Source organism: Asaia sp. W19, assembly GCF_003994335.1.
GTDB lineage: Bacteria > Pseudomonadota > Alphaproteobacteria > Acetobacterales > Acetobacteraceae > Asaia.
This window is the reverse complement of record NZ_PNQZ01000043.1, coordinates 127,866-142,302: the sequence shown is the minus strand read 5'-3', so window position 1 is coordinate 142,302 and position 14,437 is coordinate 127,866. Positions and strand designations below refer to the sequence as shown.

The 14,437-nt window shown below is 60.7% G+C and carries 10 protein-coding genes; 3 read left to right on the top strand and 7 right to left on the bottom strand.

Annotated features, from left to right (window positions below):
* Positions 1-2: 2 nt before the first annotated feature.
* Positions 3-1,853 (bottom strand): dihydroxy-acid dehydratase, encoded by a 1,851-nt coding sequence (gene ilvD / locus C0V97_RS08880; RefSeq protein ID WP_127102256.1) that lies wholly within the window; start codon positions 1,851-1,853, stop codon positions 3-5.
* A 227-nt stretch (positions 1,854-2,080) separates the two neighbouring features.
* Between ilvD and C0V97_RS08875 the strand changes: the two genes are divergently transcribed.
* Together C0V97_RS08875 and msrA are read left to right on the top strand one after the other, a co-directional pair.
* The gene (locus tag C0V97_RS08875; RefSeq protein ID WP_233582070.1) at positions 2,081-3,982 is read left to right on the top strand and encodes a CocE/NonD family hydrolase; all 1,902 of its coding nucleotides are present in this window, start codon (positions 2,081-2,083) and stop codon (positions 3,980-3,982) included.
* A 7-nt stretch (positions 3,983-3,989) separates the two neighbouring features.
* On the top strand, positions 3,990-4,535 hold the full coding sequence (msrA, locus tag C0V97_RS08870; RefSeq protein ID WP_127102255.1) for a peptide-methionine (S)-S-oxide reductase MsrA: 546 nt from the start codon (positions 3,990-3,992) through the stop codon (positions 4,533-4,535).
* 264 nt (positions 4,536-4,799) lie between these two features.
* On the opposite strand, the gene C0V97_RS08865 is transcribed toward msrA, so the two are convergent.
* From C0V97_RS08865 to C0V97_RS08840, 6 genes are all read right to left on the bottom strand, one after another.
* The gene (locus C0V97_RS08865; protein WP_127102254.1) at positions 4,800-7,379 is read right to left on the bottom strand and encodes a Hint domain-containing protein; all 2,580 of its coding nucleotides are present in this window, start codon (positions 7,377-7,379) and stop codon (positions 4,800-4,802) included.
* 529 nt (positions 7,380-7,908) lie between these two features.
* Positions 7,909-9,246 (bottom strand): nitrate/sulfonate/bicarbonate ABC transporter ATP-binding protein, encoded by a 1,338-nt coding sequence (locus C0V97_RS08860; RefSeq protein ID WP_233582064.1) that lies wholly within the window; start codon positions 9,244-9,246, stop codon positions 7,909-7,911.
* Positions 9,243-10,946 carry an ABC transporter permease subunit gene (locus tag C0V97_RS08855; protein ID WP_127102253.1) on the bottom strand — a complete coding sequence of 568 codons (1,704 nt, stop codon included), beginning with the start codon at positions 10,944-10,946 and terminating at the stop codon, positions 9,243-9,245. The genes C0V97_RS08860 and C0V97_RS08855 overlap by 4 nt, the downstream gene beginning before the upstream one ends.
* A 36-nt stretch (positions 10,947-10,982) precedes the next feature.
* Positions 10,983-11,444, bottom strand: coding sequence for a dUTP diphosphatase (gene dut / locus C0V97_RS08850; protein ID WP_127102252.1), 462 nt, complete (start codon positions 11,442-11,444; stop codon positions 10,983-10,985).
* 6 nt (positions 11,445-11,450) lie between these two features.
* On the bottom strand, positions 11,451-12,653 hold the full coding sequence (coaBC, locus tag C0V97_RS08845; protein ID WP_127102251.1) for a bifunctional phosphopantothenoylcysteine decarboxylase/phosphopantothenate--cysteine ligase CoaBC: 1,203 nt from the start codon (positions 12,651-12,653) through the stop codon (positions 11,451-11,453).
* Positions 12,654-12,660: 7 nt separating this feature from the next.
* A complete protein-coding gene (locus C0V97_RS08840) occupies positions 12,661-13,446 on the bottom strand; it encodes a class I SAM-dependent methyltransferase (protein ID WP_127102250.1) in 786 nt (261 codons plus the stop codon).
* A gap of 30 nt (positions 13,447-13,476) precedes the next feature.
* On the opposite strand from C0V97_RS08840, the gene mutM reads away from it, so the two are divergent.
* The gene (gene mutM / locus C0V97_RS08835; protein WP_127102249.1) at positions 13,477-14,337 is read left to right on the top strand and encodes a bifunctional DNA-formamidopyrimidine glycosylase/DNA-(apurinic or apyrimidinic site) lyase; all 861 of its coding nucleotides are present in this window, start codon (positions 13,477-13,479) and stop codon (positions 14,335-14,337) included.
* Positions 14,338-14,437: the final 100 nt, after the last annotated feature.

Sequence of the window (14,437 nt, the reverse complement as noted above, 5' to 3'; positions counted from 1 at the left end):
CCTCAGCCCCGGCGCGTGATCTGGCTCAGATCGCGCACGGCGCCGTTGGCGGCGCTCGTGGTCAGCAGACCATAGGCACGCAGGGCCGGAGAAACTTCTCGGATACGGTCAGGCGTCCAGGCGGTATCGCCCCTGGCTTCCATCGCAACGCGGCGCGCTTCGAGCACGTCATCCGCGATGACGGCACGCAGAACGCGGTTCGGGATATCGATCTCGATCTGATCGCCCTCTTCGATCAGGCCGATCAATCCACCCTCAGCGGCTTCGGGTGAGATGTGACCGATCGAGAGGCCCGAGCTGCCTCCCGAGAAGCGGCCATCCGTGATCAGGGCGCAGGTCTCGGCAAGGCCTTTCGATTTTAGATAGCTGGTCGGGTAGAGCATTTCCTGCATGCCCGGTCCGCCCTTGGGGCCCTCATAACGAATGACCACCACATCGCCATCCACGATCTTGTTCGCCAGAATGCCCGATACGGCGTCTTCCTGACTTTCGAACACACGCGCTCGTCCCGTGAAGGTCAGGAGGCTATCCACCACACCTGCCGTTTTCACGATGGCACCAGCCTCGGCGAGGTTGCCGTAGAGGACAGCCAGGCCGCCATCCTGCGAGAAGGCGTGAGCGCGGTCACGCAGTACGCCGTGTTTGCGATCTGTATCAAGCGCGTGATAGCGGCTCGATTGTGAGAAAGCCTGGGTGGTGCGCACGCCGCCCGGTGCGGCCAGAAAGCGCGTGCAGGCTTCCTCGTCGCCCTCCAGGATATCCCATTTCGTCAGGGCGTCCTTGAGGCTCGGCGCGTGGACGGTGTGGGCGCTTGTGTCGATGAGTTCGCAGCGTGCGAGCTCGGCCAGAATGGCCGGAATGCCGCCTGCGCGATGCACGTCTTCCATATGCACGTCGTTCTTTGCAGGGGCGACCTTGCATAGATTGGGCACCTTGCGAGACAGGCGGTCGATATCGGCCATTTGGAAATCGACCCCGGCCTCACGTGCGGCCGCGAGAAGATGCAGAACCGTGTTGGTCGAACCACCCATGGCGATATCGAGCGTCATGGCGTTCTCGAAGGCTGCCTTGGTCGCAATGCTGCGCGGCAGGGCCGTGGCATCGTCCTGCTCGTACCAGCGACGGGCCAGCGACACCACGAGACGCCCGGCTTCCAGGAACAGCTCGCGCCGGTCGGCATGGGTAGCCAGAAGGCTGCCATTGCCGGGCAGGGAGAGACCAAGCGCCTCGGTCAGGCAGTTCATGGAATTGGCGGTGAACATGCCCGAGCAGGATCCGCAGGTCGGGCAGGCAGAGCGCTCGATGGCTTCCGATTCTGCATCCGACACCTTCGGATTGGCGGCCGCAACCATGGAATCAACGAGGTCGAGCTTACGATTGATCCCGGGACCATCCAGCTTGCCGGCCTCCATGGGACCGCCCGAGACGAACACCACCGGGATGTTCAGACGCAGCGAGGCCATGAGCATGCCCGGCGTGATCTTGTCGCAATTACTGATGCACACCAGCGCATCGGCGCAATGCGCGTTGACCATGTATTCGATGGAATCAGCGATCAGCTCTCGCGACGGCAGGCTGTAAAGCATGCCGCCATGGCCCATGGCGATGCCGTCATCCACTGCGATGGTATTGAACTCGCGCGCAATACCGCCAGCTTCCGCAATCGCCCCGCCAACCAGCGACCCCATATCCTTGAGATGCACATGACCGGGGACGAACTGGGTGAAGGAGTTCGCTACTGCGATGATGGGCTTGCCGAAATCCTTGTCCGTCATGCCCGTCGCGCGCCACAGGGCGCGGGCACCGGCCATGTTGCGGCCGTGGGTGGTGGTACGGGAACGATAGGCAGGCATGACACGGATCCAAAGCTGCTGGGGAGGGAGGGCGTGTTGCGCATGAAATGCAATGGCAACACGGCTGGGAACGCATTTTTATTACCCTGTGCGAAATAACGTGGCCAATCGCTTGCCGCAAGGGGAAGTCTGTTCAATCATCGCGCCGCTTGTCATTGAACCAGAGGAAAAACCGCGTGCGCGTAGGCCATTTGACCCGATCCCTGCTTCTTGTGACCTCCTGTCTGCTGGGGACCTCGCAGGCCCTCGCCCAGGGAGGAAACGGTCTTCCCGTCACGCCCGATATGGTGCAGCGTGGCTCCGATATTCCGGCTCACGTCCAGATGCCTGAGACGGCACGCGACTATGTCAAGCAGGATGTCATGATCCCGATGCGCGATGGGGTGAAGCTCCATACCGTCATCGTTATCCCTAGGGCGGCGAAAGACCACGAAGCGCCGATCCTGCTGACACGCACGCCTTATCACGCTTCCGAGCGCGCCGACCGCGTGTCGGGCGCTGCCGAGATGCGCAATGTCCTGCCTCAGGGTGACGGGGTTTTTGTTGAGGGCGGCTATATCCGTGTCTTTCAGGATGTGCGCGGAAAGTACGGGTCGGAGGGCGATTATGTCATGACACGCCCGCCTGTCGGCCCGTTGAACCCCAGCAAGACCGATGACACGACCGACGCCTGGGACACGATCGACTGGCTGATCAAGAACGTGAAGCAGAGCAATGGGCGTGTGGGTATGACCGGGTCGTCCTATGAGGGCTGGACCGTTGTCATGGCGCTCCTCAACCCGCATCCGGCGCTCAAGGTGGCTGCCCCCGAAAGCCCGATGGTCGATGGCTGGATGGGCGATGACTGGTTCCATTACGGCGCCTTCCGTCAGGGTAGCTTCGACTACTTCACCATGCAGATGACCAAGAAAGGCGAGGGCGATGGCATCCCCCGCCAGAACGCCGATGACTACACCAACTTCCTCGAAGCTGGATCGGCAGGGGATTTTGCGAAAAAGGCGGGGCTCGATCAGTTTCCCTGGTGGCAGCGCATGAAGGCGCATCCGGCCTATGACGCCTTTTGGCAGGATCAGGCGCTCGACAAGCTCCTCGCAAAACATCCGCTGACCGTACCGACCATCTGGGAGCAGGGGCTCTGGGACCAGGAAGACATGTGGGGGGCGATCCATAGCTGGATGGCGCTGCGCAAGGATCACCCCAAGGTGCCGAATATTCTCGTCATGGGGCCGTGGCGTCATAGCGGTGTGAATTATGACGGCTCGACACTCGGCCCGCTCCATTTCAATGGCGATACGGCGCTGTGGTATCGCAGCCATGTCATGCGCCCGTTTTTCGATCAGTATCTCAAGCCGGGCAGCGCCAAGGTCAATTTCGACGACGCGATCATCTATAATACGGGTGATAACCGCTGGGATCATCTGCGCGGCTGGCTTGGTAATTGTGGCGAGAACTGCATTGGCACAGGCGAGCGCCTCTATCTGCGCGAAGGCAACGGGCTGAGCTTCGAACGCGCGAAGCCCGGCACGGACAGTTTCGTGTCCGACCCGGCCCACCCGGTGCCGTTCATGACACGGCCCTACAGCTTTGCGGATGGCGCGCGGTGGAAGCCCTGGCTGGTGAGCGACCAGCGTTTCGCGGAATCCCGCCCCGATGTGCTGACCTATCAGACGCCCGTTCTCGACCACCCGGTGCGCGTGTCAGGGGTGCCGACGGCCGATCTGTTTGCAGCCACGACCGGCACCGATGCGGATTGGGTTGTCAAGGTGATCGATGTCTACCCGGGCGTCACCGCCGACCGACCCGAAATGGGCGGGTATGAACTGGCGGTGTCCATGGATATCTTCCGCGGGCGCTATCGTCATGATTTCGCGCATCCCGAGGCGATCCCCGCGAACAAGGTCGAGGAATACAAGTTCACCCTGCCTGCAGTGAATCACGTCTTCCTGCCCGGGCATCGCATCATGGTGCAGATCCAGTCGAGCTGGTTCCCCCTTTACGATCGCAACCCCCAGACCTATGTCTCGAACATCTTCGATGCCAAGGCAGCCGACTACAAGAGTGCCACTCATTCCATCGCGCATGGTGGGGCGCAGGCCAGCAGCATCTATCTACCTGTCGTGAATCAGTGAGGCGAGCGTGAGCGAGGCAAGTCTGGAAAAGGCCCTGATCGGGGGCGGGTGTTTCTGGTGCACCGAGGCGATCTTCACCGGGTTGCGCGGCGTCAAATCCGCGCAGCCCGGCTATGCGGGCGGTCGACGCGAAAACCCGAGCTATGAGCAGGTCTGTAGCGGCGCGACAGGTCATGCCGAGGTCGTGGAGGTTGTATTCGATCCGCGTGAGATCGATTACGGCGATATTCTTCGCGTGTTCTACACCACCCATGATCCGACGCAGCTCAACCGTCAGGGAAATGACGTGGGCACGCAGTACCGATCGGTGATCTTTGCGCTCGACGCCGCGCAGGAGGCGACTGCCCGCGCGGTAACGAAGGAGATCGCCGAGTCCGGTATCTGGTCGGATCCGATTGTCACCGAAATTACCGGATCGGCCGTATTCTGGGAGGCGGAGGAAAAGCATCACGACTATTTCGCCCGCAATCCCGAGACCGCTTACTGCAGCGCCGTGGTGGCCCCGAAAGTGGCGAAGGCGCGCAAGCTTTATCGCGATCGTCTCAAGGCCTGAACAAGCGGCGAGGCCAGGAGGAGGCGCCATCTGGCCTCGGGAATAGAGGTGTGAAAACCCGTCAGGCGAGGCGCGCTATACTAACGCGATAGCGCGCCATGAGGGATTGTACTGCGGAACGGCCAGGTCTCCCGCCCCGAGAGGAAAGCATCGGCCCCTCTCTTTACGGTCAGACGCGATGCCAGAAACCGTTTCGGATTGCTCGAAAGGGTTTTGGCATTTCCTCACGGCCGTGAAGAGAGACCTAAGGGCGGGCGCAGGGCCTCAGGCCTGGCGCCGCATCGGGGGCGCTTCGATCTCGTCAATGAGATAGGGTCCTGCGGCGCGTATCTCGATCGCGATCAGGGCCATGCTGTTTGCTGGACGCTCACCCAGAGGTAGCCAGCCATTTCCGTTCGTCCAGCGCGCAATCTCCCCATCTGGGCGCGCGTGCCAGCCCTCGAGACGCTCCTCTGTCAGATGGGTCAGAACAGGCTTGCCGCTCTTGCTCTCGAAGATGGCGATGTCGCCCACCAGCACGCCCAGTCTGCGCCTGTCATCCACGAAAGGACCGATCACGTCGCAGGGACGGCTTGCGAAGGAGCAGATCCGGATGGCTCTGGTGCCGGCGGGCAGCATGAAGATGACCTGCTTGTTCTGATTGCGCAGGGGGCGGATAATCGAACCATTATCTGCGATCAGATGCAGATTGCTGTCCGATGTCGTATGCGGGGTGAACGACGCCAGGGGCAGGCCATGCGTGTCGCATAGAGCCCTCAAGCGCTCATGGATAGGCTCGACGATTTCCCTCTCGACGCTGAGTGGTGCCGCAGAATCCTCTCCCCAGGTAAGATGGCGGGAGGCCAGCATCGTAATGCCGTCATGAGACTGCAGACGCCTCCGGTTTCCTGTGTCGAGATAGCTCTCGGTCAGTGCACCGTTGGCAATGATGACGGAATGTGTTTCGGTCTCGATATGATGATAGGTATAGGCGGTGATCGACCTGTCGTAGTGGATTGAGCGCCCATTCACCAGCATACGCGCCGGAATGAATCTGCCGTCCAGGAAGAGACAGTGTTCCGCTGTCACCAGCAGGTCCTCGAAAGGATGATGGGCGCCGAGTGCGTCTTTCTTGATACGGACAGGATAGCCTGCCTCGTCGTCGGGCAGGTCGGTGCGGACGATACAATGGGCCGTCCCGGCCCAGGACAAGGGACGAACTTCGTTCACACCATCGATCTGCACGATGACGTCCTGGCCGATGCGGAGGTTCTCGACGGCCACGCGGCCTTCTGGCGTTTCAATGAGCGTACCAGTTAGGAAGCACACATCGATGACACCCCCCTGGTTGATCATGAAACTGCCACGCCCATCATAGGTCGGGTTGGTGATCACCCCCCCATCATAGACGATGACCTGTTGTGCGCCGTTTCCGACCTTTATGGCGCTGCCGTTCAGGGTTCCGGCCACATCTCCCGGCTCGGAAAAGCTGTCATTGATAGAGCTCCCCCAGATATCAGCATATTCCGAGAAATATCGGTTGTCCTGGGAAATACCTCCGGCGGATACGACCAGATAGCCGTCATAAACGTTCGAATTCTCGATCACGCCGCCACTGAGCACATTGATATGAATGCCCGTCGCGTTATCGGCAGCAGTAAGACCGGAGACGATCGCTCCCGACGTGACCGTCAGCGTTGCACCGCCTGTCAGGTTTACGGGGCCACTCACGACCGTCGTGCCGCTCATATAGCGCGTGACGCCATTTGCGCCTGCGGAAGCCGTCCACATTCCGCCAGATATCGTGCTGGCGCTGTTGCTGAAGGCATAGAGGCTCTTGGGCTTTTCGAGATAGCCACCCGCATCGACCACCGGATTGATTCCGGCGACCGTATCACCCGATACGGACCCACCGGATTTGACGTTGAGTGTCGCCGCTCCGTTGCCGATCTTGATGGGCGCACCATTCAGGGTGCCGTTGACGCTGCCGGGCTCCTGGAAGAAGTCGTTGGTCGAACTGCCATAGAAATCGGCATATTCGGAATAGTAGAAATTATCGTGCGAGTAGCCCCCCGCCGAGACGACGAGATAGCCGTCATAGACAGATGAATGCTCGATGATACCGCCACTGAGTACGTTGATATGGATACCTGTCGCATTATCGGCAGCGGTGAGGCCGGAAACGACAGCGCCGGAGGTGATCGTAAGCGTTGCGCCACTGGTCAGATTGACGGGGCCGGACACGATAGTCGTGCCACTGACATAGACCGTGTTCCCTGTCTGGTCACGCGTGGCAGACCAGAGACCTCCGGAAAGGGTGGGCGCGTCGTTGACGATGGTGAAAGGGGCTACGCTCTCGCCAGGGCCAATATAGCAGCCATTGGCGGTATTGACCGTGGTATTGGACGTGGTGGAGCCAAGCAGCGATCCACCATTGGCGACGTAAACCGATCCGACATTATTGCCCACCGTGAACGGCGTGCCATTGAGCGTACCCTTGACGTTGCCAGGCTCCTCGAAGGTGTCATTCATCGAAGAGCCGTAGATATTCGTTACCTCCGAATAGTAGAGGTTGTGCTGCGATATGCCGCCGGTCGACACGGTCAAGAACCCGTCGAACACCGTCGAATGCGCGATGGTGCCGCCGCTGCTGACTGTAATCGTGATGTCGCTGCCATTATCCGCCGCAACGAGACCTGACACCACTGCGCCGGAAAGCACAGCCAGGGAACCGCCAACAATGTTAACGGGTCCGGAGATCATTGCTCCACTACTGACATAGAAGGTTTGAGTCCCGCTGAGTACGGCACTCCACGTTCCAGAGATATTCGGAGAATTATTGATGATGGTGTAGGAATCAGCCACGAATTTTCTCCGCGTTATGTTTGTTAATGGCGATCATACAAAGAAAATTTTAGCTGTAAACTAATTATTGACGCAAATATCTCGATATTTACTTAAGTTTGTTCTGCAAAAACTTTTTTGTATACCAGTATCGGAACGGTCTGGTGGCCAGCGCGATCGTCATCGCTGTGCGCGATTGAGGCACCTCGGATGAGAAAGAGGAGATCGCGTGAACGGTGTGTTCCGGGCGAAGCGCAGCGCAAGGGCGTGGCGGTGTTTACCCGGGGGAGACAGGACGTAACGTTCTCTGCTGATTTTTTCCCGGGGTCACAAGGATCTTGCGCGTCTGTCCGCATGCCGCGTCAGATCGCCCGCCGGTAGGAACGGATCGAGGAGGTGCTTCGCGCATGGTACCTCCGGAAAGGTCCCGGGGATTGCCCACCCTGTCGCTCAGAGGCGCTTGCAGATTTGCCGAGGCATGTTGTGCCCACGCCCCCTGGATAGCGGCAGCAAGAGCGAAGCGGATACCTCGGCCAGGGCTCTCGCGTTGTCAGTAACTGCCGTTCTCGCGATCAAGCATGAACTGATCGGCTTCCTCATCAAAATCGAAGAGTTCGGTGTAACGTGCCCAGTTCGTCGCGGTCATGAGCGTCTGTTCGGCATAGCTTGGAGACATTGTGGCCTCCAGCTCCTCACGGAAGCGATCGGCACCCGTGCGGTGACCAGAGCGTTCGTCCAGCACGGCCCGTATGGAACGGATGAGCGGGATGTGATGCAGCAGGGCGGCCCGCATGATCTCGCGTCGTTCGTCCTGGTCGGCCTGCACGAATCGTGCACCCGCTTCGGTCATGAGGATATCCCCGTCTTCCAGTTCTGCCAGTTCGAGAAGTTGGAGCGACTCTCCGAGCGGAAACAGATCGTCCAGCGCCATCTGGAGACGCTCGGCCAGATGTGGCAAGTCGGCCCGTCCGTTGAGCGGCGCTGCGGCCAGTGTTTCCAGTAGCCCGACCAGCACGTTGATCGGGATCGGTGGTAGCACGAGCGCCATGGGATTGGGGGGCGGTGCGGCAATGCCGGTTTCCAGACTGGCCTCGGACACAAGAGGCGCGCGACGGGTCATCAGCGTATAGATGTGATCCACGAAATGCCTGAATTCGGCGTCGTCACGGTTACGCGGGTGGGGGAATGGAACCGCGAGTTCATGCGAAACGCGTCCCGGATTGGATGAAAAAAGCAGGATCCGATCGCACATCAGAACAGCTTCTTCCACGTTATGTGTGACAAGCAACATCGCGCGTGTCGGCAATCGCTTTTCTGACCAGAGTTCGATCAGATCGGTCCGCAGGTTTTCCGCAGTGAGCATGTCGAGCGAGGCAAAAGGCTCATCCATCAGCAGCAGATCGGGCTGCATGACCAGGGCTCGGGCCAGCCCCACGCGCTGCTGCATGGCTCCCGAGAGCTCTTTGGGAAGGGCATTCTCGTAGCCATTGAGCCCGATCAGATCGATGATCTCGTCGCAACGTTGCTCGCATTCGAGGCGGGGAAGTCGTTTTGCCTCAAGACCCAGAACGATGTTTTGCTGAACGGTCAGCCAGGGGAAGAGTGCGAAAGACTGAAACACCATCGCGATATCAGGCGTGGGACCAGAGAGAGGCTTGCCTTTCCAGATGATCTCGCCGGCACTCGGCGCCGTGAGACCCGAGGCGATCCGAAGCAGAGTGGATTTTCCCGAGCCCGAGCGCCCGACCAGCCCGACGATCTCACCCGCATGGAGGTCGAAACTAACATCCTCCAGCACAGGGAGATCTGTACTGCTCTCCTTTTGATAGACCTGAAGGCAATGGCGGATCGAGAGCAGGATCTCCTGCATGACGGACTCCATGGTCATTTGAGAGAGGTCTGGATACGGCGCCTGATCTGCATCCGCAGGGGATGCCATACCAGGAACTCGCCCAAGGCAATGCAAAGGGTCAGAACGGCTGCGCCCAGCACGACGCGAGGCAGGTCGCCAATCTCGATCGCTCGCGCCACATAGGCGCCGATACCGCCGCCATCCTGGCTCTGCAGTGCCCAGGAGGATCGCTCCGCGAGGATAAGCATGGTCCATCCAGTGGCGGAGGCCATACTCACAGCGTCGAGGAGCGCAGGTGCCAGACCGGGGAGCAGTACGCGGCTCCACCAGAGCCAGCCACGGATCTGCAGGTTTCGTGAGGCCTGAAGCAGGTCGGGCGGATAGCTTCTCATACCGCGCAGGATTTGCGCCAGCAGAAGCCACTGAATGAAGAAAAAGCACAGGACCAGTGGCCAGATCAGCCTGGTCACGCCAAGAGCGACCATCGCAAGGCACAGAACAGGAAAGAGCGCATTCTTGGGATAAAGTGTGAGGAAACGGGCGAGTCTCCTCGCGGGTCCGGCACGGCGCGCTGAAAGACCCAGCCAGACCCCCACCGGCACCCAGAGCGCCATTGCCAAGATCAGCGCCAGCGTCATGCGTAGCGCCGAAACAAGGCTTTGTTCCGCGACGATCAGCAGGTCGCGCAGGTCGAGCGCATGGTGACGATAGAAGAACGCCACCACGATCAGAAGCAGGAAAAGGACCGAACTGAGGGTGAGCCATCGCGAGGGCGCGCGTGTCAGAGGGGCTGGGCGAAAGCCCGTGCCGCCCAGCCTCAGATCCCCCAGCCAGGCGAGGCCGCGCCTCAGTGTCTCGCCAGCGCGTTTCAGCGCGCGGGTGCGCCGCCAGAATCTGAGCATCCAGGGATCCGCAGCCTGATCGAAGAGCGGCCTCAGCCGGTAGCGGTCGGCCCAGATCTGCCAGGGGAAGACGAGGCAGGTGTCATAGAGAAAGGCGAGCACACCGATGAGCAGGGCTGCAACTGCGGTCTGCCAGAATGAGCCCATGGCGGCGGCCTGCGCTGCGTGGGTGCCAAGACCCGGGCGGGACGGGAGCGCGCCATCGACCGGAAGCATCTCAGCCGCAATCAGCAGGCACCAGGCGAGAGGCATGGCGCGGGCAAGGGCAGTCACGCTGTCTGGAATGGCGTAAGGGGCCTCGAGCCGCCACAGGCGCTGCCAGCTTGTAAGGCCCAACGCGCGGGCTGCTTCGTCGAGCGCCCTCGGGATGCTCGCCCAGGCAGAAAGCGCTGCGCTGGCGACGGGTGCGGCCAGACAGAGTGACGTGACACCGATGGCGGAAGCCTCAAAGCCTAGCAGATGCAGGAAAGGCAGGAGGCAAAGAAGGGGCAGCATGTGCAACCCGCCAAGGGCGGTACGCATCCCCCCCCCGACGAAGGGAATCTTGGCGGCGGTAAGCGCCATGATGGCGCCGATCAGCACCCCGAGAAGGGTCGCCCCAAGCATGCGCAGGAGGCTGTGGCCAATATCTCCCATAAGGACGCCAATCCCGGCGAGCGACCTGAAATGGGGCGCCATGAGGGGGTGGTGATGAAAGGGGACGAGATGAACCGGCAGGAAGCGGGAGAAAATGGCAAGAGCGGCTACCACGACCAGCGTGCCGACGAGCGATGCCGTCAGCCCCGTTTTTCTGTCCGGCCCGCGTGTGCCGCGTCGCGCCCGTAATGGCGACATGCTCTCCTTCCTCGCACCCGTGGCGTATCGCTCGTGTCAGGGGGTACGGGCAATACCCGTGCTACCGAAGCCACCAGCGCCGCGCGCGGTTTCATCCAACTCGGAAACCTCGACCCATGTCAAACGAATGACGGGGGCCAGCACGGCCTGAGCGATCCGCATGCCTCTGGTGATGACGAAATCCTCATCACTCGTATTGAGAATGATGATCCCGATCTCTCCCCGGTAATCCTCATCGATCGTGCCTGGCGTGTTTGGCAGTGTAATGCCGTGCTTGAGTGCCAGTCCCGATCGTGGGCGTATCTGCAGCTCATAACCAGCCGGTAGGCCGATTTTCAGACCTGTCGGGACCAGCGCGCGCGCACCGGCCTTGACGATCATGTCGATGTCGATGGCTGCAAGCAGATCCATGCCTGCAGCCCCGCTGCTGGCATAGTGAGGGAGGTCGAGCCCCTGGGCGTGAGGAAGCCGGACGAGTTCGACGGGGAGCGGTGACATGAAGTCCTACCTCGGGGATGAAGAGAGATGATCGGCGATGAGACCGGCCAGCTTTGCTGCGATATCGACCTTGGGCATCGAGGGCCAGGGCTGGGCACCGGTTTCGGTAACGAACAAGATGCGGTTATGATCCCCGCCGAAGATACCGGAATCAGCTCCGACATCATTGGCCAGCAACCAGTCGCAGGCTTTGCGGGCACGTTTGGCGCGAGCATGGGCTTCGAGTGTTTCCGTCTCCGCCGCAAACCCGATGACGAGGGCAGGGCGCGCGGGGCCGGGGCTCGCAAGCGTAGCGAGGATATCGGGATTTTCGACCAAAGCGAGGCTGGGCACCGCGCCCTCCTGCTTCTTGCGCTTGTGCTGCACGGTATCGGCCACACGCCAGTCGCCGACGGCAGCTGCACATATGACAACATCGGCAGGCAGGGCGGCCCCGCAGGCCGCCAGCATCTCCTGTGCGGTCTGGACCGGTAAACGGGTCACGCCGGCGGGACAGGGCAGGGAAGTGGGGCCACTCACCAGGGTCACACGAGCCCCGAGGCGGGCACATGCGGCCGCAATAGCGTAGCCCTGCTTGCCCGAGGAATGATTGGCGATGAACCGTACCGGATCGATCGGCTCATGGGTCGGGCCTGCTGTCACGAGGACATGCCTGTTGGCAAGTGGCCTTTCCGGAAACAAAGCGGTCTCGATCGCTGCCAGGATCGTTTCGGGCGCGCAGAGCCTGCCTGGTCCGTACTCACCGCAGGCCATTTCCCCCTCGTCAGGACCGACAAACCGGCAGCCATGGAGGTGCAACCGCTGCAGATTCTCCTGCGTGGCAGGATGCTGCCACATCCGCACATTCATGGCCGGGGCAAGCAACACGGGCGTATCCGTTGCCAGGAGTAGGGTTGTCGCGAGGTCGTCGGCAAGCCCATTGGCGAGACGGGCCATGAGATTGGCCGTGGCGGGGCAGACCACGATCAGATCGGCACTGCGTGACAGTGCGATATGATCCATCTGACTATCCTCGGCCAATGAAAGCAGCTCGGTATGGACCGCATTGCCCGAGAGCGCCTGAACTGAAAGCGGAGTGACAAAATGCGTGGCCGAGTCAGTCAGGACACATTCGACCGCGATGTCACGCTTGCGCAGCAGCCGGATCAGTTCCAGCGATTTATAGGCGGCGATACCACCGCCAATGATCAGGGTGACCCGCGCGCGCATGGTGCGATCAGAGCTTCCAGCCCGAATGGATGGCGGCAATGCCACCAGACAGGTTCTGATAGCCCACCTTTTCGAGTCCGGCGGTGCGCATCATCTCCGCCAGGACATCCTGCTCGGGGAAGGTGCGAATGCTCTCGGCCAGATAGCGGTAGCTTTCTGCATCCTTGGCGATGATCTGGCCCATTTTGGGCAGAACCCCGAAAGACCAGGCGTCATAGACAGGGGCGAGCGCTGCCACTTGCACGCGAGAAAATTCCAGGCAGCAGAATTTTCCACCCGGACGCAGCACGCGGCGCGCCTCGCGCAAAACAGCATCCTTGTCCGTGCAGTTGCGCAGCCCGAACGCGATCGACACGCGGTCAACGCTGCGGTCCGGCAAGGGAATGGTTTCTGCGTCCACCACCGAGAATTCGATATCGCTCAGATAGCCTTTACTGGCCGCGCGTGTGCGTCCGACTTCAAGCATGGCGGCATTGATGTCGGTCAGAAGCACCGGACCGCCGTTGTTCTTGAGCCAGCCAAAGCTGATATCACCCGTGCCGCCTGCCAGGTCGAGAAGCTTGAGGTCGCGTCGCGGTGCGAGCGTATTGATGAAGATACGCTTCCAGACGCGATGAATGCCGAGCGACATCACATCATTCATGACATCATAACGGCCGGCCACGCTGTCGAACACGGCGCGCACCAGTGGCTTCTTCTCTGCTTTCGGAACAGAGCGATAGCCGAAATCGGTTGTCTCCTCCCTCTCGCCATGGGCTGATTCGGGATGGGGAAATGATGCGTTGTCGGTCATGTCTCTCTGGATATAGTGTCAGCACCCAAGATGCCAGAGCTACCAGAAGTTGAAACGATCCTGAATGGGTTACAGTCGGCGCTCGCGGGGCGCCGCATTATCAGCACCGAGGCGCGGCGCGGGTTGCGATGGCCGGTACCCGACGATCTCTCCATAAGGGCCGATGGCAAGAAGATCCGCGCAGCGAGCCGTATCGGGAAATATATCCTGATCGCCCTCATGCGCGGGCCTACCATACTCATCCATCTGGGTATGAGTGGGCGCATACGGATTACGGCCGGACGGGCACGCTATCAGCCCCAAAAGCACGAACATGTCACACTGACTCTCGATAACGGGACGCGTATTGGCCTCGTCGATCCGAGGCGTTTCGGTTGCTTTCTGCTGCTCGAATCAGGTCGCGAGCGTGAGCATCCACTCCTGCGGGCCCTGGGAACCGATCCCCTCGAACAGGATTTCGACGCGCGCTACCTCTCGGACAAGCTCGGCCGCAAACGGGCGCCCATCAAGACAGCGCTGCTCGATCAGCATGTGGTGGCGGGGCTCGGCAATATATATGTGTGCGAGATTCTCTATCGCGCTCATATCAATCCTGAACGCCTTGCGTTGTCCCTCGATCAGGAGGAAATCGAGCGACTGGCCGCGGTGACCCCCGATGTCCTGCGCGAGGCGATCGGTGCCGGGGGCTCGACTCTGCGAGATTACGTGGACGCGCAGGGCAAGCCTGGGGCGTTTCAGGAATTGCATCGTGTCTACGGGCGTGAAGGGGAGCCCTGTCCGGACTGTCCAGGCTATCCGGCCTGTGCGGGAATACGGCGTCTGGTACAGTCGGGACGCTCCAGCTATTACTGCCCACGCCTTCAGCCGCCACTTTCTTTAGAGGACGCTTGACTGGCAGAGTGAAACTGGACTAAAGGCGAGCCCTCCGCTGGCTCTGCGTCTCTTACGGGACGATTGGCCGGTATGCTTTATCGTCGTCGCAAGGCGACCT

What these genes read in the sequence shown, in the direction of transcription:
- C0V97_RS08840 (WP_127102250.1), bottom strand. Translation starts at nt 13,446, where the DNA reads ATGACCGACAACGCATCATTTCCCCATCCCGAATCAGCCCATGGCGAG.
- ilvD (WP_127102256.1), bottom strand. Translation starts at nt 1,853, where the DNA reads ATGCCTGCCTATCGTTCCCGTACCACCACCCACGGCCGCAACATGGCC.
- coaBC (WP_127102251.1), bottom strand. Translation starts at nt 12,653, where the DNA reads ATGCGCGCGCGGGTCACCCTGATCATTGGCGGTGGTATCGCCGCCTAT.
- mutM (WP_127102249.1), top strand. Translation starts at nt 13,477, where the DNA reads ATGCCAGAGCTACCAGAAGTTGAAACGATCCTGAATGGGTTACAGTCG.
- dut (WP_127102252.1), bottom strand. Translation starts at nt 11,444, where the DNA reads ATGTCACCGCTCCCCGTCGAACTCGTCCGGCTTCCTCACGCCCAGGGG.
- C0V97_RS08855 (WP_127102253.1), bottom strand. Translation starts at nt 10,946, where the DNA reads ATGTCGCCATTACGGGCGCGACGCGGCACACGCGGGCCGGACAGAAAA.
- C0V97_RS08860 (WP_233582064.1), bottom strand. Translation starts at nt 9,246, where the DNA reads ATGACCATGGAGTCCGTCATGCAGGAGATCCTGCTCTCGATCCGCCAT.